This is a genomic window from Mycobacterium sp. 852002-51961_SCH5331710, assembly GCF_001665535.1.
Taxonomy (GTDB): Bacteria; Actinomycetota; Actinomycetes; order Mycobacteriales; family Mycobacteriaceae; genus Mycobacterium.
Genome location: NZ_LZSQ01000133.1, coordinates 25,366 through 45,120 on the forward strand (window position 1 = coordinate 25,366; position 19,755 = coordinate 45,120).

The window sequence follows — 19,755 nt, forward strand, 5'->3', positions numbered from 1 at the left end:
CACAAAAATGGCCCGACAATACAGACCTATTGGCGACGTTCGCGGCCGCCTCAGTGCAAATCTTTGCCCACTGAAGAATCCTCGTGAATGGCGCGACAAGATCAACGCCTCCGGCGCCGCTCGAACGAGCCGGTTCTCAAATGTCGCCTGCCGTCCCGGCGAGCGCACGCCGGCACCGCTGCACCCATCATCGAGGCAGGTCGGCGCCGGTGACCGCGCGGCGATGAGCCCGCACGGACCGACCAGGGACCTCGGCCCCGAAGGTCGGCCGCTCGACTTCGAAACAAAGCCGCGGGTCGCCGATCTTGGTGGCGAATTAGTAGCCGGGATTCGGCGCACCCGAGGCCACCTCGCGTCGTTTTAAGCGGAAGGTCTAAACAGCCCCGGCTCGAGCGGCCGCTGACAGACTGTCCACGAGTCGGTGGCGCGCTGCGTCACCGCTTTCGAATAAGGTCCGGTGAAAGGCGGAACGCGATGACGGTGAGCGCTGACGAAGGTGTGCGGGGCAGCCGGGACAGCGACGCCAAGCAGGACGCAGAGAAGGCGGACGTCCACTACGACCCCTACGATGCCGACCTCAACCGCGACCCATACCCCATATTCGCCCGCATCCGCGAGCACGCGCCGCTGTATTACAACGCCGAACACGATTTCTATGCGCTGAGCCGCTACGACGACGTCGACGCCGCACTGCTCGACCACGAGACATTCAGTTCGGCGCGTGGGGCGGTGCTGGAGATCATCAAGGCCGGCCTCGACATCCCACCGGGCACGCTGATCTTCGAGGATCCACCGATCCACAACATCCACCGCAAGCTGCTGTCGCGGATCTTCACGCCCAGGAAGGTCAACGCGCTCGAACCCAAGATCCGGCAATTCACCGCACAGTGCCTGGACCCTCTGATCGGCGCGGGCCGCTTCGACTTCGTCAAGGACCTCGGCGCACAGATGCCCATGCGGGTGATCGGGATGCTGCTCGGTATCCCGGAAGCGGACCAGGAGCACGTGATCGAGCACGGCGAGTCGACGATCCGCACCGAACGCGGCGGCAAGATGACCGACAATCCCGACGGGCCCATCGCCACCGGCCAGGTGTTCGCCGACTACATCGACTGGCGCGCCCGGCATCCCGGCGACGACATCATGACCGAACTGCTGAACGCCGAATTCACCGACGAGACCGGGACGCTGCGGCGGTTGGGCCGCGAAGAACTCCTGCTCTACCTGCAGGTGATCGCGACCGCGGGCAGCGAGACCACCACCCGGCTGATCGGCTGGGCGGGCAAGCTGCTCTCCGATCACCCCGATCAGCGGCGAGCCCTGGTCGCCGACCGGTCACTGCTGCCTGCGGCCGTCGAGGAGGTCGTGCGCTTCGAACCACCCGCACCCCACGTCAGCCGCTGCGTCACCCGCGACGTGACTTTCTACGGCCAGACGGTCCCGAACGGCAGCGCGATGATGATGCTCGTCGGAGCGGCCAACCGTGACCCGCGGCGGTTCGGGCCCGACAGCGAACGGTTCGATATCCACCGCCCGCCGCGCCAGCACCTCGGTTTCGGGGTGGGCACGCACTTCTGCCTCGGCAATGCGCTTGCACGCCTGGAGGGACGCATCGCCCTGGACGAGATTCTCGACCGGTTCCCCGACTGGCGCGTCGACCTCACCGATGCCCAGCTCAGCCCGACGTCCACCGTGCGTGGATGGGAGTCGATGCCTGCCGTGGTGGACTGAGCGACGAGCCATACGACAAGCACACAGTCTTCGCCCCTGACGCTTCTGCGTCGGAGGCGTTCAGCTGCCCGGCTGCCGGGCCGCGTACTGGAGTAAGACAAATTGGAGGAAGCGACATGCCAGAGTTCGACTACGAAGAAATGAAACGGGAAGCCGAGCAGCACATCCGGTTTGAGAAGGACAGAAAGAACCGGATCGCCTACATCACATTTGCCCGCCCGGAGGCCCAGAACTCGACGACGATGGGCATGCGCCAGCTCTACGCCGACCTGATCCACAAATGCAACGTCGACGACGACGTCAAGGTCGTCGTGATCCGTGGCGAGGGCGAGGATTTCGGCAGTGGCGGCGACCTTCCCGAGCAACGCGGCATGCTGGAGAACCCGGGCATGCCGCTGCTGCACGAACTCGCGATCAACGACGATGACGTCAAGTACCCGCCGGGTGGCTCGTATCGCTACCTCTCGACAGTGACCGACTTCTACGCCAAGGCGCGGGCCGGCAACCGGCCGCTGCAGGAGCTCCGCAAGATCAGCATCATCGAGGCGAAGGGGTACTGCTACGGCTGGCATTTCTATCAGGCCGGTGATGCGGACCTGGTGATCTCCTCCGACGACGCGCTTTTCGGCCACCCGGCGTTCCGTTACGTCGGCTGGGGGCCGCGGCTGTGGTGGTGGGCCGAGACGATGGGGCTGCGCAAGTTCTCCGAGATGTTGTTCACCGGAAGGCCGTTCAGCGCCAAGGAGATGTACGAGTGTGGCTTCCTGAACAGCGTCGTGCCCAGGGACCAGCTGGAAGCCGAGACCGAGAAGTACGCGCAGGCCTGTTCGAAATCCCGCCCGACCGACACCGTCGCGGTGCAGAAGACGTTCCTCGAGCTGTACAAGCAGCACAAGGGCGAGTACTTCGGGAGCCTGCTGACCGGCATGGTCGAAGGAATGCTGCCGATGATCCAGAACGACCAGCAGAACGACGTCGATCTCACGGAGGGCACCTTCGAGAAGGGGCTCAACAACGTGGTCAAGGACAACGACCTGAACTTCCCACCGGAGTGGCGGCTGAGCCGGTCGGGACGCAACAAGCCCTGACACCGTGTCGGCGCTGACCGGCTTCCGGATCATCGAGGTGGCCGAGCGGGTCACCGGCGAGTACTGCGGCAAGCTGCTCGCCGATCTGGGCGCCGACGTCATCAAGGTCGAGCGGCCCGGGTGGGGAAGCCCCACCCGGGCGCTTGCCCCTCTGGTCGGAGACGACGACGGACATGAGCGCAGCGGGCTCTTCGCGTACCTCAACACCAACAAGCGTTCGGTCGAATTCGACACCGCCGCAACGCACGAGCTCATCGCCACCGCCGACGCGGTGATCGACGACCACGGCGCGGCGTGGGCCGTCGAGCAGGGGTTGAGCCCGGAGGAGGTCGCTCGGCGGCATCCCCACGTGGTGTTCTGCACCGTAACGCCGTACGGGCGGGCAGCGCCGCAGGAGTTCGACAACGCCCAGAGCCTCAACGTCTTTCACGCCAGCGGGTGGGGATACCACACCCCCAGCCACGCCGACCCCGACCGGCCGCCACTGAAGGGACCGGGCCGGTTCCTCGCCGATTACGAGGCCGCCCTCGATGCGGCCCTGTGCGTGGCGTCGGCGCTGTTCGACCGGATGCACAGCGGCCGAGGCGAGTACATCGACGTGTCACAGCAGGCGGTGCTGGCTTCGCGAGCCGATTGCATCCTCGGCCGGTTCGTCACCGGTGAGATCGCCCCGCAGGATCGCCGCGACGATTACGACCAGGCGGGACCCGCGTCCTTCTTCGCGAGTCGCGATGGGTTCGTCTATCTCTACATGACCAGTCGCGCCCACTGGCTGGGCCTCAAAGCGCTGATGGGCGCGCCGAGGTGGCTCGACGAATTCGACGACGACTGGCTGGAATTCGGTGTCACGCCGCGGCGCGTCGCCGATTTCCGCCGCGGCTTTGCCGACTGGATGCGGGACAGGCCGGGCGACGCCACCGCGGAAGAGGCGCAGCGACTGGGCGTTCCCCTGGTACCGGTCAACGGTGCGGCCGAACTCATGCGTTCACCTCAGTACCGACACCGTGGGTTCTTTCGGGACGTCACCGACCCTGTGCTCGGCACCGCCGCCTACCCCACCGCCGGCTACCGGTTCAGCGCGTCGCCGACCGAGATAACTCGTCCCGCACCGAGCCTCGGCCAGCACACCGACGAGGTGCGGGCCGAACTCTTCACCCCGCATACGGCTCCCGCGGTCAAGCGCCCGCAACTCAAGGCCCCGAAGGACCCGCGGGGCGGCCCGTTGCAGGGTGTGCGGGTCGTCGAGCTGACCAAGGTGTGGGCCGGACCGTACGCCGGCAAGCTGCTCGCCTTTCTCGGCGCTGAGGTCATCAAGGTCGAGTGCTCGGCGACCCCGGAGGAGATGCGCGCTTACGGTGGAACCGACATCAACCACGCCCCGTACTTCTTGAGCATCAACCCCGAGATCCTCAGCGTCGACATCGACATCAAGACAGCGCGAGGCCGGGATGACCTGCGGGCCCTGATCTCCTGCAGCGATATCGTGCTCAACAACCTGCGACCCGGCGCCATGGAACGGCAGGGCCTCGGCTACCGGGAACTGACCGCGCTCAAAACCGACATCATCTCGGTGTCCATCAAAATGTGGGGCAATGACGGGCCGCTGGGCCACCAGACCGGCTATGCACCGAGTTTCGCCGCGCTGGCGGGCCTCGCGGCGTTGGTCGGCTATCCGGACGGGCCTCCCCTCGGCGCGAGTATGCGATACGGCGACTCCACGGTCGGCGCCGCCGCAGCGTTGGCCGCCGTCGCGGCGCTACTGCACCGGGAACGGACCGGCCAGGGCCAGTTCGTCGACGTCTCCGCCGTCGAGGTGCTCTCGTCTATGGTCGGCGACTGCCTCTTCGAGCAGAACCTGACCGGCTGGCTGCTCGGGCCGGACGGCAACCGCCATCCCGACATGGCGCCACACGGTTGCTACCGGTGTGCGGGCGGCGAATGGATCGCGATCGCCGTGGCGAACGACGATGCCTGGCAGCGCATGTGCGAGGAATTCGGTGCGGAGGGCCTCGCTGCCCGATATCCGACGAGGGACGCGCGCCGCCGCGATGCCGCAGCCCTCGATGCCGAACTGAACACCTTGACCCGCCATCACGACGCTTTCGGCCTCGCGCACCGATTGCGGTCGGTCGGCGTCGGCGCGGCCAAGAGTGCGACCGCCACCGACGTGATCGGCGATGAAATGCTCTGGGAACGCGGCACGTATCGTTTCGTGTCGGACCGCCTCGAGGGACAGCGACCGGTGCTGGGGCCGTCGTGGTCGATGACACGGGCCGCCCGGATCGAGCGCGGCGCACCGGACCTCGGAGAACACAACGACTATGTGCTCGGTGACATCCTCGGGCAGACGGGAGTGAGGAACACATGAGCGTGTTGTCCGGGACGGTGGCGCTGGTGACCGGCGCCAGCAGCGGGATCGGCGCAGCCACCGCCCGAGCGCTGGCCGCCGAGGGCGCGTCGATTGCGTTGGTGGCGCGGCGTCGCGACCGGTTGATCGAACTGGCCGACGAGATCGCGGCGGCCGGCGGCAGGGCGTTGGCCGTGCCCGCCGATGTCACCGACGCCGAACAGGTGGCGGCCGCGGTGGCCACGACCGTCGGCGAGTGGGGCCGCATCGACACGCTGGTCAACAACGCAGGCCTGTTGCGGATGGGGGACGCCGCCGAAGCGCCCCTGTCCGACTGGGAGGCTCTGGTGTCCGTCAACATTCACGGCGTGCTCTACGCGACGCGTACGGCCCTCCCCCATCTGATCGCCGCGGCCGACTCCCCGCGCGGCGTCGCCGACGTGGTCACGATCAGCTCGACCGGCGGGCGGGTCGCCAGGCCCGGGACCGCCGTCTATTCGCTCACCAAATTCGGTGTCAACGCGTTCAGTGAGGGCATCCGCCAAGAACTCATCGGCAAGCGGGTGCGCGTGGGAATCGTCGAGCCAGGAACGGTCGAGACCGAGATCTTCGATCATCTTGACCCGCAGGCGCTTACGGCTCAGCAATCCAGGACGGCGGGAATGGTGAAACTGAAACCCGAGGACATCGCCGACGCGGTGGCGTACATGGTGACACGCGACCGGCGCGTCGCGGTCAACGAGATCCTGGTGCGCGCGGCGGAACAGACATGGTGAAGATCGACTGGGTGCGCGGCGATGCGACCGGCCTCGCGTTTCCCGCCCACCCCGACGCGCTCCGCAGGGCAGGGACCGCCTTCCTCACCGACGCGTTGCGCGCCTATGGCACGCTGTCGGCCGACCGCGAGGTGGTCGCCATCGACCGCCTCGATGAGGTCTCCGGCGGCAGCACGGGACGCAAGGCCGCACTGACCGTGCGCTATTCGGGACACCAGCCTCGCCTGTGCACCGACCTGTTCGTGAAGTTCTCGCGCGACTTCGACGATCCGGTACGCGATATCGGGCGCACCCAGATGGAGTCCGAGACCCGATTCGCCGCGCTCACCCGCGCGCGGGACTTTCCCATCGCCGTGCCGGCCACCCTGTTCGCCGACTTCCACCGCGATACTGGAACCGGGTTGATGATCAGCGAACGGATCGCGTTCGGGACAGGGGGCATCGAACCGCAGCACCACAAGTGTCTGGACTACGAGATGCCCGATCCGGCAGGGCATTATCGGGCGCTGCTGACCGCGGTCGCGCGCTTGGCGGGAACCGAACGGTCGGGTCGGCTGCCCGCCGAACTTCTCGCCCCGTTCACGGTGGATCTGCGGGCGGCGACGGTGGGCCAGCCGCCGGCCTACAGCGCCGACCAACTCGAGCGCCGACTGCGCCGGCTTGTCGAGTTCGTCGAAGCTCATCAGGGCTTGTTCCCGGCGAACGTACGAACGTCGTCGTTCCTGTCGAGGTTCGCCGCCGAGGCGCCGCAGCTGATTCGGCGCGAAGCGGAGGTGTTCGAGCTGCTCAGCGCCGACGCCGACTACCTTGCGTTGTGCCACTGGAACGCCAACGTCGACAACGCCTGGTTCTGGCGCGGCGACGACGGCGAGCTGTGCTGCGGCCTGATGGACTGGGGCTGCGTCAGCCGGATGAATGTGGCGATGGCGGTGTGGGGTTCCCTGTCCGGGGCCGAAACCTCGCTGTGGGACGACCATCTCGACGAGCTGCTCGAGATGTTCTGCAAGGAGGTGCTGGCGAGCGGTGGCCCGGCGCTCGACCCCGCGACGGTGGAGCGTCATCTTGTCATGTACGCGACGCTGATGGGCGTCACATGGCTGCTCGACGTGCCGGCGCTGATCCGCAAGCGCCTGCCCGACTCGGGCCCGCACACCACGCGCATCGATCCGCGTATCAAGTCCGACGAAGGTGTCCGCGCACCGTTGCAGATGCTGACCAATGTTTTGAACGTGTGGCAGACCCGCGGTGAAACCGGCTGAGCCTCAACGAATCAGCGATCGAACCTGCTCACGGGCGAAGAACTCCTGGTCCTCTCCCCACCCCTGCCTGCCGTCCCAGCGCCAGTCGGTCAGCGTCCAGAACGTCATCCGTCCCGGCCACCCGAGCCATCGCAGGGCGGTGCGCACATCGCCCTCGGCGTGCAACCCGCGGCCGCGGTCGTCCTCGGCGTCGAGCACCACCCGCACAGGCGCCCCGGCACGACGGTCGAGCACCCGGCGCTCACCGGCGACGAGCTCCCCCACCTCGCCGTCGCGCAGCAGGTAGCCGCCGATGACACGGTCGACGCCAGACCTGCTCGCCATCGTGATCGCATGCCAGCTGGACTCGGCGTCGGCGATGGCCCACAGGTAGTCGCCGGAGCGGCGGGCGCCCGGACGGTGCGGCCCCCAGGTGCGGTCGCGCATCGAGAAGCAGTCGATATCGAATCGCTCACCGTTCAGCGTCGCGGTGCCGCGCATGTGGCCCGGCTGGTCGAAGTGACAGTGCTGCGGGGACGCGGGACCGAGGACGTGGGGTGCCATCAACGATGTCCACTCGAGGTCGAGGTCCAGTCCCAGCTCCGAATAGGTCAGCCGGTAGCGGTGCATCGGTTCGACCACGACGTGGCGCAACGAATTCGGCAGCCGGAAGTCGGTGAAGTCCAGTGCACCCGTGGGTGGTTGAGTCCAGCGCCAGTCGTAGAACAGACAGTCGTAGGTCTCTTCGCCGCTCGGGTCCCACATCGCGGGCCCGCCTCCGCTGGTTCCGGTGCGGATGTCGTGGTAGTAGTACACGAACCCGTTGATGTCGCGCTCGGGTATCGCGAAGTTGAACCACCCGCTCTCGTTCCAGTCCGGATCTGCGGTGGCGGAATGGAAGACCTCGTCGACCTCGGTTGTCATGCGCTCGCTCAATCCAGGTAGGTCACGCCGGTCAGCTCCTCGGACAGCCGCCAAACTTCCTGACGGTCCTCGGCGCGACACACCGCGGACGGCACCTTCGCGAAACCGACACCGCCGCCGGCGGTCTCGTAAAATCCGCGTGGACCGTAGTAGGCGCCGCCCTCGGCGTCGGGCGACGCCGCGGCATAGAGGGTCGGCTTGATCCCCTCGTCGACGTAGAGCCACATGAATGGCAGCAGGCGCCAGGTGGCCCTGGTGATACGGGCGTTCAGGGTCGGCTTGTCGCGTCCGTAGGAGGCGCCGCTGAGCAGGTTGGTCTTCGACAGGCCGGGATGGGCGGCGTTCGACATCAACCCCCACCCGTGCGTGCGGCTGCGCTGGTCGAGTTGCTTGGCGAACATCAGCTGTGCCAGCTTCGCCATGCCATACGAGCGCATCGGCCGGTAGCCGTGTTCGGCGTTGGCATCGTCGAACGTCAACCCCCGCTGCGTGGCGGCGATGCTGCTGACGGTGACCACCCGAGCACCGGCGGATGCCCGCAACAGTGGCAGCAGGTGCGCGGTCAATGCGAAGTGGCCGAGGTGGTTCGCGCCGAACTGCAACTCGAAGCCGTCTTCCGTCGTCTGCCGCTGCGGCGGGGTCATCACCCCGGCGTTGTTGATCAGGACGTCGATCGGGCGGCCTTCTTCGGCGAGATGGTCACCAAGGGCGGCAACGCTTTTCAGGGAGGCAAGGTCGAGATCCGCGACGCGGGTGCTGGCCCGTGGGACGGCCTTGCGGATCTGCGCAATCGCGGCCTCACCCTTGGCGCGGTTGCGGACGGCCAGGATCACGTCGGCGCCGGCCGCCGCAAGCTCGCGCGCCAGCCCGAATCCGAGGCCGCTGTTGGCGCCGGTGACCACGGCGAGGCGGCCCGAGAGGTCGGGCATGTGCAGTTCGAGTCCGTCCTTCACCATTCGACCGGCAACTCGTAGAGGCCGTAGGCCAGCGCGTCGTGTTTGAAGGGCAGTTCGTCGACCGGAACCGCCAGTCGCATGGTCGGGATGCGTCGCAGCAGCGTCGGCAGCACGATCTGCAACTCCATCCGGGCCAACTGCTGGCCGACGCACTGGTGTCTGCCGTAGCCGAATCCGACGTGCGAACCGTCGTCACGGCTCAGATCGAGGCGGCCGGGTTCGGGAAACTGACGAGGGTCCCAATTGGCGGGAGCCACATCGAGGATGATGCCCTCGCCGGCGCGGATCAGCTGACCGCACACCTCGATGTCCTCCGCGGCGATGCGGCGCTGGCCGGTCTGAATGATGCTGACGTATCGCAGCAATTCCTCGATGGCCGTGGCGATGACCTTCGGATCATCGGCGTCGCGCAGCAACGCGGCCTGGTCGGGATGTTCGAGCAGCGCCACGATGCTGACCCCGAGCTGTCCCGCTGTCGTCTCGTGACCCGCGATCAGCACACCGGTTGCGAGTTGGGCGGCTTCCCGGACGCTGATCTCTTCCGAACGCACCCGCTCGGCGAGGTCGGATACCAGATCCTCGCTGGGCTCGTCCATCTTTCTGCGCACCAGGTTGGCGATGTACTTCGCCAGCGCACCCGCGCCTTCGGCGGCGTCCTCGGCCGACGCATAGCGGCTCATCCCCCGGTTCGCCTGCTCCTGGAAGAACGCCGCGTCTTCGTAAGGGACGCCGAGCATTTCGCTGATCACCAACGACGGGATCGCCAGCGCGAGGTTCTCGACGAGGTCAGTCGGTTGGGGGCCGGCCAGGATCGCGTCGATGTGTTCGTCGGTGATGCGCTGGACGGCCGGGCGCAGCGCCTCCACCCGCTTGTAGGTGAAGGGCCGCGACAGCATCCGGCGAAACCTCGTGTGCTCCTCGGCATCCGAGGTGAACACCGAGCGCGGCCGCTTGTGCACGGTGGCGAGCATGCCCTCGTTCCAGTGCGGATAGCCGGGTTTGCGGTCGTCGACGCTGGCCCGGCCGTCGGCGAACAACGAGCGGATCGCCTCGTATCCGGTGACCAGCCAGGGGGTGCTGCCGTCCCAGATACGCACGCGGTTGAGTTGACTGGTGTCGTTGAGCTCCAGCGCTTTCGGCGGTGGGGCGAACCAGCGTCCGTCTGCGCGCGGCATCGGGAAGTCGGGCACATCGGACATGCCGTCCCCGGCGCCGGGTGTGAGGGTGTCGGTCACGGGCGACCCCTTTCTCTGCGCGGCCGTTCGGTCCGGCGCACCGGCGCCTGCCAGAGGCCGGTGATCGCATCGGTGAGGCCTTCGGCGGCTTGCGGCCACGGCGACCGGGCGAGCGGGCCGGGCTGAGCCAGGGCGCCCTCGTGTTCGGCGCAGGTGTGCATGAGCAGGTTGCGCGCCATCACGATTCGCTCGAAGCGGACTCGTTTGGGCAGTTGGGCAAGGCATCCGGTGATGCCGTCGATCACCTGCACCAGATGCGGTGACGACAGTGCGTCCTTGGTGACCACGTCGCGGTAGGTCGGATCGGCCATGGCCTGGGCGGCGAACCGTGCATACCAACTCGGGTTGCCAAGCTGGTCGAGATGATCGGTCAGCGGACGGACCAGGCAATCGACCCAATCCCGCAGGTCGGCGGTCGCGCCCAGCCCGGCGAGCATCCGGGCCCGCAGTTGTTCGATCGGCACGCGGTGTTTGCTTTCGATCGCGCGCAACAGATCGGTCCGTGTGCCGAAGTGATAGCAGACGGCGGCGTTGTTGCCCTGCGATGCGGACTCGCTGATCTGCCGGTTGGACACCGCGTGCATACCGCGTTCGGCGAAGAGGCGCTCGGCGGCGGCGAGCAGCACCTCGCGGGTGCCTTCGGACCTGTGTCCACTGAGAGGCCGGGCTGCGGTCACCGATTCAGTAGACACCGCCCCGAGATTTAAATCAAGCGATTGATTTAGTGGCTCGTGAGACTGCGGATCGGACGGCGGAGAGCTGGCGGTCACTCGGCCGTGGTGCTTGCCCACGCCCCCACACCGCACGACGATGGGACGGTGCCGGTGCCAGCGCGCGTTCTCGTGGCCGGGTCCGGGTTCGCCGGACTGTGGGCCGCGTTAGGTGCCGCGCGCCGTCTCGACGACCTCGGCGTCGACACGGTCGACGTCACCGTCGTCAGCTCCAAGCCGTATCACGACATCCGGGTGCGCAATTATGAGCCGGACCTGCGCCCGTGCCGAATCCCGCTGTCTCAGTTGCTCGATCCCGTCGGTGTCGGGCACGTCACCGCGGAGGTGGTCGAAATCGACGCCGCTGCAGCAAAGATCAACACCGCCGACGGCGCGACGCTGAGTTATGACCGCCTCGTGCTGGCGGTGGGCAGCCGGGTCGCCAAACCCGACATCCCGGGTCTGGCGGAGTTCGGGTTCGACGTCGACACCTACGACGCGGCAGTTCGTCTACAGGAACACCTTCGTTCGCTGCAGCGCAACGACGCGGCGTCGGCGACAGCCGTCGTCGTCGGTGCGGGCCTCACGGGCATCGAGACGGCCAGCGAGTTGCCCGCGATGTTGACGAATGCGCTCGGGGTGCCGCCGCGGGTCGTGCTCGTCGACCGCAACGCGCACGTCGGCTCCGACATGGGCGAGTCGGCACGCCCGGTCATCGAGAAAGCGCTGCGCGACAACGGGGTCGAGGCGGTCACCGGCGTGGGCGTCACCGCGGTCGGCGAACACAGCGTCACGCTGTCGACGGGTGAGGTCATCGAAACGGCCACCGTCGTCTGGTGTGCCGGTATGCGCGCCCATCCGCTGACGGGACGGCTGGGCGTGCCGGTGGACCCGCTGGGTCGCGTACCGGTCGACGACTATCTGCGGGTCGAGGGGGTGACCGGCGTGTTCGCCGCGGGTGACGTGGCCGCGGCGCGGATGGACGACGAACACCTGTCGGTGATGTCGTGTCAGCACGGGCGACCGATGGGTCGCTACGCGGGCTTCAACGTGATAGGCGATCTCCTGGGCCTGCCCATGATGCCGCTGCGGATTCCGTGGTACGTCACGGTGCTCGACCTGGGTCCGGTCGGCGCCGTCTACACCGAGGGTTGGGATCGCCACGTCGTCAGCACCGGCGCGGCGGCCAAGGCGACGAAGCGGATCATCAACGGCGAGCGGATCTATCCCCCGCTGACCGGCGACCGCTCGGCGCTCCTTGCCGCCGCGGCACCGGAACTGCAGAGCGCCCCCGCCTACGAGCAGTGACTACCTGCCGTTTCGCTCACGGTGCTTACATCCGGGCCAGCAGCACGGACGGCGCTTACCCTCCTCCAGTTCCTCTTGCGTCCGCCGGATCCGCCGTTCGCGCGTCTTCTGCTGCTTGGCGTCTTCGACCCAGCAGATGAACTCATTGCGCGCCAGCGGCGTGATGTCGTTCCATGCGGCAAGCGCGGTGTCGTTCGCGAGCAACGCCTTACGCAGATCGGTCGGCAGCTTGTGCACGACGCCGCCGGAAACTCGCGTATTACTCATGAACATGCACCGTACGCGGCCCGGATCAACGACAGCTGCGTCACTTCTTGTCCCGCGGCAGTCGGCAGCCGGTATACCCGGAGACCACGAGGTTGCCTCGGTAGCCGATCTTGATGAAGATGCCGCCCGGCCCCGAGAACCACACGTCGTGGTTTCCCGGCTGGTCCTGCATCACCTGCATGTCGGTCGCGCCGATCTTCTGCGCCGATTCCTTCGCTGCGCAACGCCTCGGCATGTGCCACCATCCCGCCGAACAATGCGCTGGAGTCGGCCTGCCATTTCGTCACGGCCGCGCCCAGGGCCACCGGCGGCACCGCGCGGCACACCTTTCTGCGCGGTTTCGATGCGCTGCAGCGTGGACCGACCGCATCGAATCGGCATGTGCATCAACCGTCGAAGCTGACGCCGTCAAGTCCTCCGGAACAACCCGGACCGCTTTCGGCACGATCCCTCCTACGCCGACCACGGATACCAATCAGTCCACGATACGGCGCCGCAAGCGGTCGGTCCTTACCGATATGCGCCGGCGAATGCCCGGTCGGCGAAGCCGAAAGCGTCAGAAATCGCCGCTCTGGGTACCAGAACCGCGATACTTACCGCACCGCGCTCGTCCGACCAGGAGACGGTTATGTCGACAGAGACCAAACACGAACCCGAGACCATGGCGCACGCGAGCGTGGCCGCGATGTTCTTCGACCGCGTTCGCAAATCCGCCGAACGGGAAGCCTTCCGCAAGCTCGACGGCGACCGGTGGATCTCGATCAGCTGGAAGGACGCTGCCGAACAGGTGGAAGCAGTGGCCGCGGGACTGTTGGCGCTCGGCATCCAGCCCGAGGAACGCATCGGGATCGCGTCGAGCACGAGATACGAATGGATCCTCGCGGATCTGGCCATCATGTGCGCCGGAGCGGCGACGACGACCGTCTACCCCACGACCAACGCCGCCGACACCGCCTTCATCCTGAGCGATTCGGAATCTCGGATCGTCTTCGCCGAGGACGAGGCGCAGCTGGAGAAGTTGCGGGAGAAGCGCGACGACCTACCGAAGCTGGAAAAGGTTGTCGTGCTCGACGGAGACGGCGACGGTGAGCTCATCATGTCGCTCGCCGAACTGGCCGAGCTCGGAGAGACTTACCTGTCCGACCATCCCTCGTGCGTTGAGTCGACGGCGGACGCCATCACGCCCGACCAACTCGCGACGCTGATCTACACCTCCGGCACGACCGGTAAACCCAAAGGGGTTCGACTGTCGCATGCGGCATGGGTGTACGAGGGGACCACGGTCGCCGGCTTCGACATCCTGCACGAGGACGACCTGCAGTTATTGTGGCTGCCGCTGGCCCACGCATTCGGCAAGGTGCTGATCTCGGCGCAACTGGCGTGCGGCTTCGCCAGTGCGATCGACGGCCGCGTGGACAAGATCGTCGCAAACCTCGCCGAGGTGAAGCCGACGTTCATGGGCGCCGCGCCACGCATCTTCGAGAAGGCCCACGCACGTGTCGTCACGTCGCAGGAGGGCCTGAAGGAGAAGTTGTCTACTGCCGCCTTCGCCGTCGGGCGCCAGGTCGATCAGTACCGGCTCGCCGGCAAGTCTGTCCCGCTCCCGCTCAAGGCCGCGCACAGCGTGTTCGACCGCCTCGTCTTCAGCAAGGTGCGAGCGGTCTTCGGCGGACGCATCAAGTTCTTCATCTCCGGCTCAGCGCCGCTGAACCGCGACATCGCCGAATGGTTCCACGCCGCAGGGCTGCTGATACTCGAGGGCTACGGCTTGACCGAGACCGCGGCCGGGGCGTTCATCAACCGGCCCGACAACTACAAGCTGGGCACCGTGGGCCAGGTTTTCGACGGCACGTCGGTGCGTATCGCCGACGACGGCGAGGTGCAGGTCAAGGGTCCGTGCGTCATGGACGGCTACCACAACCTGCCCGACAAGACGGCCGAGTCGATGACCGAGGACGGCTGGCTGCGCACCGGCGACCGAGGCCAACTGGACGACGACGGCTTCTTGACCATCACCGGGCGAATCAAGGAGCTGTTCAAGACATCCGGGGGCAAGTACGTGGCGCCGCCCGCGATCGAAGGCCGATTCATGGCGCTCTGCCCGTATGCGAGCCACATCCTGGTCTTCGGCGAATCACGCAAGTTCTGCGTCGCACTGATCACACTCGACCCCGACGAACTGTCGAGTTGGGCCAAGCAGCACGGCCTCGGCGATCGGAGCTACGAGGATCTGGTGCAGTCGGATGAGGTCCGCGACATGATCGACGGCTATGTCGACGAGCTCAACTCGCAGCTGAACCGGTGGGAAACCATCAAGAAGTGGGAACTGCTCGACCACGAACTCTCCGTCGAGGGTGGTGAGCTCACCCCGTCGCTGAAGGTCAAGCGCTCGGTCGTCGAGGAGAAGAACCAGGAACTGCTCGACTCGTTCTACTCCTGACGCGCCTCACCCGTAATTCTCAAGCCACTCAACGCCGCTTGCGGGATGTGACAGCGGCAACGCCTTAGAAAGATCCGTCGCAGGGGGTGTCAGATCGGCGACGTCTGCGCTACTGTTTTACACAAAATCATATTGTAAAAAGTAGCGGGAGGTTCCGCATGCGGGGCTGACGTCGCCGGCACGGGCCGGCTCACAGGACACTCTCAGACCGGCGCCGCCGGAACGCGCCGCGACGTACGACCGACGGCAGCGTTTGTGCCGCGAGGCATTCCCGCGCAGCAAACACGCTGTTTCGCGGCGCCTTCCGTCATCTGTAGACCGTCGCGCCACTGCGTTCTGCACCGTCGCTCGTAAGCGAGCCCACCTATGACCGGCTGAGCGCCCGGCTAGCCGGTCCGCACCATCGCCACCGCGATGGGGACAGGAGGAAACCGTGACCGCCGAAGCGCCGCCCGCGGTAGTAGAAGCTCGCCGCCCGTTCCCAGCCCGCGTCGGCCTGAAGGGCACGCTCGTTTACAGGCTGGTGACGACCACCGATCACAAGCTCATCGGAATCATGTATGTCGTCACCTGTTTCGGCTTTTTCTTCGCGGGGGGCCTGATGGCGTTGTTGATCCGCGCCGAGTTGGCGAGCCCGGGTTTGCAGTTCCTTTCCAACGAGCAGTACAACCAGCTGTTCACCATGCACGGCACGATCATGCTGCTGTTTTACGCCACCCCGATCGTGTTCGGCTTCGCCAACCTGGTTCTGCCGCTTCAGATCGGCGCACCCGATGTCGCCTTCCCCCGGCTGAATGCGTTGTCCTACTGGCTGTTTCTGTTCGGCGGCCTGATCGTCTTGTCGGGATTCATCACGCCGACCGGGGCGGCGGATTTCGGCTGGACCGCCTACACGCCGCTCTCGGATGCGATCCACTCCCCGGGCGCCGGCGGCGATCTGTGGATCTTGGGCCTGGCCGTGGGCGGGTTGGGCACGATTCTGGGCGCGGTCAACATGGTCACCACCGTGGTGTGCATGCGCGCGCCGGGCATGACGATGTTCCGGATGCCGATCTTCACGTGGAACATCCTCATCACCTCCATCCTCGTGTTGATGGTGTTCCCGCTGCTGACCTCCGCGTTGATGGGGTTGGCTGCCGACCGGCACCTGGGCGCTCACGTCTACGACGCCGCGAACGGCGGCGCGATCCTGTGGCAGCACCTGTTCTGGTTCTTCGGCCACCCGGAGGTCTACGTGGTGGCCTTGCCGTTCTTCGGCATCGTCACCGAGATCGTTCCCGTCTTCTCCCGCAAGCCCATGTTCGGCTACAACAACATGGTCTTCGCGACGATGGGCATCGCCGCATTGTCGATGGCGGTCTGGGCTCACCACATGTTCGCGACGGGCGCGGTCCTCCTGCCGTTCTTCTCGTTCATGAGCTACATGATCGCGGTGCCGACCGGCATCAAGTTCTTCAACTGGATCGGCACAATGTGGAAGGGTCAGTTGACCTTTGAGACGCCGATGCTGTTTTCGGTCGGGTTCATGGTGACCTTCCTGCTCGGTGGCCTGTCCGGGGTGATGCTGGCCAGCCCACCGATCGACTTCCACGTCACCGACACCTACTTCTTGGTCGCCCATTTCCACTACGTGCTGTTCGGCACCATCGTGTTCGCCACCTTCGCAGGAATCTACTTCTGGTTCCCGAAGATGACCGGCCGACTGCTCGACGAACGACTGGGCAAGCTGCACTTCTGGCTGACGCTGATCGGCTTCCACACCACGTTCCTCGTGCAGCACTGGCTGGGCAATGAGGGCATGCCGCGCCGTTACGCCGACTATCTGCCGACCGACGGCTTCACGACGCTCAACGTCGTCTCCTCCATCGGGTCGTTCATTTTGGGTGTATCGATGATCGTGTTCACGTGGAACGTGGTGAGAAGCTGGCGATTCGGCGAGCCGGTGACCGTCGATGACCCCTGGGGTTTCGGCAACTCGCTGGAGTGGGCCACCAGTTGCCCGCCGCCACGGCACAACTTCGCGGAAATCCCGCGCATCCGCTCGGAGCGGCCCGCGTTCGAACTGCATTACCCCTGGATGGTCGACCGTATGCGCGCCGAATCCCACATCGGGCGTCATGGCGAAACCGACGCGATCCCTCACTGATCCCCGGGGCGAGGCCCTGGTTTTTACAAGCAATACTTGTGTAAACTCGGTGGCATGACCTACGTGATCGGCAAGAATTGTGTGGACGTCATGGATCGGGCGTGCGTCGATGAGTGCCCGGTGGATTGCATTTACGAGGGCGGCAGGGCGCTGTACATCCATCCGGATGAGTGCGTGGATTGCGGTGCCTGCGAACCGGTGTGCCCAGTCGAGGCGATCTACTACGAAGACGACCTGCCCGCCGACGAACACGGACACCTCGCCGACAACGCCGCGTTCTTCTTCGACACGTTGCCCGGTCGCGACGCCCCGTTGGGCTCGCCGGGTGGGGCGGCCAAGCTCGGGCCCGTGCCTGCCGATGCCCCGTTGGTGGCCGCAATGGAGCGGCAGGACCAGCCGTGAGCGGCCGTCGCGAGGACGTCTTCGAGTTGCTACGAAGCGAAGATGCCGCGTTGAGCATCGCCGAGATCGCCGAGCGGTTAGACGTTCACCCCAATACCGCGCGGTTTCACCTCGACTCGCTGGTCCAGTCCGGTCGGGTGCACGCCGTGGAGGCCGACCGCACCGGACCGGGCCGGCCGCCGTTGATGTTTCGCGCCGTTGTGGGCATGGACCCGGGGGGCCCGCGTGATTACCGAACGCTGGCCGCCGTCCTTGCCGATGCGCTCGCGCGCCAAGCCCAGCCCGAGCGTCGTGCCGTCGCGGCCGGTCGCGCCTGGGCCGATCATGTCGCCGAGCCTGGGAGAGCGCGCAGCCGCCGACAGGCCGTCGATCGGCTCACCGACCTACTCGCGAATCTGGGGTTCGCCCCCGAAAAGCGATCGACTACAACGGGTCCCGGTGAGATCGGGTTGCGCAATTGCCCGTTCCTGGAGGTGGCAGGCAGCCGCCGCGATGTGGTCTGCCCGGTCCATCTCGGGCTCATGCAAGGCGCGCTGGAGGTTTGGGACGCTCCGATCACCGTCGATGCGCTGACACCGTTCGCCGAACCGGACCTGTGCGTGGCGCATTTGGCCTCGACGACATCGGCCTCGTGTCGAGCACGGTGACGGGTCGAGGAAGAGGAAACACCATGAAATCCATTCCCCTGCAGGTACTTGCCGACGAACAACTCGGCCGGGCGCGTCGGTACGGCGGGCATGCTGCCTATACGGTTCACGGCGGCCCGGACCGCGGACTCCGCCAGACGGTGGTCGCGCTGACCAAAGGCCTCCGGTTGCGACAGGAAGCCGATCCGGCCGAGGCGACCCTTCAGGTGCTACGGGGGCGTGTGCGGCTGAGCACCGTCGATGACCGCTGGGATGGTGTCGTCGGTGACCAGCTCACCTTGCCGACTCGCCGGCACTGCCTGGACGCGCTGCAGGACTCGGTCATCTTGCTCACCGTCCACACCGATGCGCCGCATATCCCAGGTACGGCGTTGGACAGATCCAAGCAACCGGCATGACCGCGCGCGTGAACCACACACCGAGGGCGTGTGAACTATCCGAGGTCGACCTCGACACCATCGCCTGGGGATTCCTCGGATCGGAGTTCACCGGCCTGACTTACGCCGACTGGCCGATCGAACGCAGAGTGGATGCTTTTCTCGCGCACCGCGGTATGACCGACATCCTCAACGACGGCGACGCCGACGTCGCCGTCGTGCAGCACGTACTCATCAACATCGGGGCGGCGCTGCGCGACGGTACATTGCCCACGGCCACTTGGGAGACCTCACGCCGGAACCGCGCGGCAGCGGAACGCGGCGCGTCCGGCCCGGCGATGCGGAGTGTCCGATATGGGTGATAGGCCACCTGCGCGCGATCTCGCCACCCGTGCGGACGTGGAAGCGTTGTTGGTCCGCTTCTACACCGAAGCGTTCCGCGACGAGCTGCTCGCCGAGCCGTTCGCCGAGCTGGCTGCGCAGGGGCTGCACGAGCACCTTCCTGTCATGTGCGACTTTTGGGAGACCGTGCTGTTTCGAGCCGGACTGTATCGGCGCAACACGCTGAACGCGCACCGGCATGTCCATGAGCAGACAACCTTGGACGCAACGCATTTCGCACGCTGGCTTCATCTGTGGACGTCAACCATCGATCAGATGTACCGCGGCCCGGTCGCCGACCACGCCAAGGTTCAAGCCGCCCGGATTGCCACAGCCATGCACCGTCGCCTCACCGGCGTCCACGCCCCAGAGCTCGCCACACTGGCCGTCACGACATCGCAGCGAGTGTGACACCGCTTGGGCAGAAGACCGGACAGCGGCCCGCCCTGATTTGTCAGACGTCGAATGTATGTTCGGGTTATGTCGGGGACGGCGTTGCAGGCGGCGATATCGGCGCTGCGTGCGGCCTATGAGGAGGTGGCCGCCTGCGATGTGGACCTGTTGACCCGACACGAGTTGGTGGCTGCGCTTGATGAGTGGGAGACGTTGTCGTGTCAGCTCCCCACGATGAATCACCGCTTACTCGCTCGTCTGCAGTGTGAGACGACACCCAACGAGATGGGTGCCCACACCTGGAAAGAGGTCCTGCGGGTGCGCTACCGGATCTCGACGAGCGAGGCCAACCGACGGTTGACCGAGGCCGAGCTGCTGGCCCCGCGCCA

20 protein-coding genes are annotated in these 19,755 nt (G+C 66.3%); 14 read left to right on the plus strand and 6 right to left on the minus strand.

All coding sequences use genetic code 11. The features are described 5' to 3' along the window. Positions 1-474 precede the first annotated feature (474 nt). From A5752_RS26785 to A5752_RS26805, 5 genes are all read left to right on the plus strand, one after another. Positions 475-1,731 (plus strand): cytochrome P450, encoded by a 1,257-nt coding sequence (locus A5752_RS26785; RefSeq protein WP_082964082.1) that lies wholly within the window; start codon positions 475-477, stop codon positions 1,729-1,731. 116 nt (positions 1,732-1,847) lie between these two features. Continuing rightward, positions 1,848-2,819, plus strand: a complete 972-nt coding sequence (locus A5752_RS26790; RefSeq protein ID WP_067092370.1) for an enoyl-CoA hydratase/isomerase family protein — start codon at positions 1,848-1,850, stop codon at positions 2,817-2,819. Positions 2,820-2,823: 4 nt separating this feature from the next. Then, the gene (locus A5752_RS26795) at positions 2,824-5,187 is read left to right on the plus strand and encodes a CaiB/BaiF CoA transferase family protein (RefSeq protein ID WP_067092372.1); all 2,364 of its coding nucleotides are present in this window, start codon (positions 2,824-2,826) and stop codon (positions 5,185-5,187) included. Further along, positions 5,184-5,942, plus strand: a complete 759-nt coding sequence (locus A5752_RS26800) for an SDR family NAD(P)-dependent oxidoreductase (protein WP_067092374.1) — start codon at positions 5,184-5,186, stop codon at positions 5,940-5,942. The genes A5752_RS26795 and A5752_RS26800 overlap by 4 nt, the downstream gene beginning before the upstream one ends. Next, positions 5,936-7,201, plus strand: coding sequence for a hypothetical protein (locus tag A5752_RS26805; RefSeq protein ID WP_067092376.1), 1,266 nt, complete (start codon positions 5,936-5,938; stop codon positions 7,199-7,201). Before A5752_RS26800 ends, A5752_RS26805 begins: the two co-directional genes overlap by 7 nt. A 3-nt stretch (positions 7,202-7,204) precedes the next feature. On the opposite strand, the gene A5752_RS26810 is transcribed toward A5752_RS26805, so the two are convergent. From A5752_RS26810 to A5752_RS26825, 4 genes are read right to left on the minus strand one after another with little or no spacing between them, the layout of a single operon-like run. After that, entirely contained in the window at positions 7,205-8,104 is a 900-nt protein-coding gene (locus tag A5752_RS26810) for a DUF7064 domain-containing protein (RefSeq protein WP_067092378.1), read from the minus strand. An 8-nt stretch (positions 8,105-8,112) separates the two neighbouring features. Then, positions 8,113-9,060, minus strand: coding sequence for an SDR family oxidoreductase (locus tag A5752_RS26815; RefSeq protein ID WP_067092380.1), 948 nt, complete (start codon positions 9,058-9,060; stop codon positions 8,113-8,115). Then, entirely contained in the window at positions 9,054-10,259 is a 1,206-nt protein-coding gene (locus tag A5752_RS26820) for a cytochrome P450 (RefSeq protein WP_082964084.1), read from the minus strand. The genes A5752_RS26815 and A5752_RS26820 overlap by 7 nt, the downstream gene beginning before the upstream one ends. Before the next feature lie 32 nt (positions 10,260-10,291). Continuing rightward, on the minus strand, positions 10,292-10,987 hold the full coding sequence (locus A5752_RS26825; RefSeq protein WP_067092384.1) for a TetR/AcrR family transcriptional regulator: 696 nt from the start codon (positions 10,985-10,987) through the stop codon (positions 10,292-10,294). 126 nt (positions 10,988-11,113) lie between these two features. On the opposite strand from A5752_RS26825, the gene A5752_RS26830 reads away from it, so the two are divergent. Then, positions 11,114-12,313, plus strand: a complete 1,200-nt coding sequence (locus A5752_RS26830) for an NAD(P)/FAD-dependent oxidoreductase (RefSeq protein ID WP_156614190.1) — start codon at positions 11,114-11,116, stop codon at positions 12,311-12,313. On the opposite strand, the gene A5752_RS26835 is transcribed toward A5752_RS26830, so the two are convergent. Further along, positions 12,314-12,580, minus strand: a complete 267-nt coding sequence (locus tag A5752_RS26835; protein ID WP_067092409.1) for a YdeI/OmpD-associated family protein — start codon at positions 12,578-12,580, stop codon at positions 12,314-12,316. Between the two features lie 40 nt (positions 12,581-12,620). Next, positions 12,621-12,815, minus strand: coding sequence for an LppA family lipoprotein (locus tag A5752_RS26840; protein ID WP_067092386.1), 195 nt, complete (start codon positions 12,813-12,815; stop codon positions 12,621-12,623). Between the two features lie 393 nt (positions 12,816-13,208). On the opposite strand from A5752_RS26840, the gene A5752_RS26845 reads away from it, so the two are divergent. From A5752_RS26845 to A5752_RS26880, 8 genes are all read left to right on the plus strand, one after another. Next, positions 13,209-15,020 carry an AMP-dependent synthetase/ligase gene (locus tag A5752_RS26845; protein WP_067092388.1) on the plus strand — a complete coding sequence of 604 codons (1,812 nt, stop codon included), beginning with the start codon at positions 13,209-13,211 and terminating at the stop codon, positions 15,018-15,020. Positions 15,021-15,453: 433 nt separating this feature from the next. Beyond that, positions 15,454-17,166, plus strand: coding sequence for an aa3-type cytochrome oxidase subunit I (gene ctaD / locus A5752_RS26850; protein WP_067092390.1), 1,713 nt, complete (start codon positions 15,454-15,456; stop codon positions 17,164-17,166). A gap of 54 nt (positions 17,167-17,220) precedes the next feature. Then, entirely contained in the window at positions 17,221-17,568 is a 348-nt protein-coding gene (fdxA, locus tag A5752_RS26855) for a ferredoxin (RefSeq protein WP_067092392.1), read from the plus strand. Then, on the plus strand, positions 17,565-18,215 hold the full coding sequence (locus tag A5752_RS26860) for a helix-turn-helix transcriptional regulator (RefSeq protein WP_067092394.1): 651 nt from the start codon (positions 17,565-17,567) through the stop codon (positions 18,213-18,215). Before fdxA ends, A5752_RS26860 begins: the two co-directional genes overlap by 4 nt. Positions 18,216-18,238: 23 nt before the next feature. Then, positions 18,239-18,613: a cupin domain-containing protein gene (locus A5752_RS26865; protein ID WP_067092396.1), complete on the plus strand. Its 375-nt coding sequence runs from the start codon at positions 18,239-18,241 to the stop codon at positions 18,611-18,613. Beyond that, complete coding sequence (locus A5752_RS26870) at positions 18,610-18,954, plus strand: hypothetical protein (protein ID WP_067092399.1); 345 nt, start codon at positions 18,610-18,612, stop codon at positions 18,952-18,954. The genes A5752_RS26865 and A5752_RS26870 overlap by 4 nt, the downstream gene beginning before the upstream one ends. Next, the gene (locus tag A5752_RS26875) at positions 18,947-19,384 is read left to right on the plus strand and encodes a group III truncated hemoglobin (RefSeq protein WP_067092401.1); all 438 of its coding nucleotides are present in this window, start codon (positions 18,947-18,949) and stop codon (positions 19,382-19,384) included. Before A5752_RS26870 ends, A5752_RS26875 begins: the two co-directional genes overlap by 8 nt. A 54-nt stretch (positions 19,385-19,438) precedes the next feature. Next, the coding region (locus A5752_RS26880) for a DUF222 domain-containing protein (RefSeq protein ID WP_156614192.1) at positions 19,439-19,755 on the plus strand (317 nt) is incomplete at its 3' end.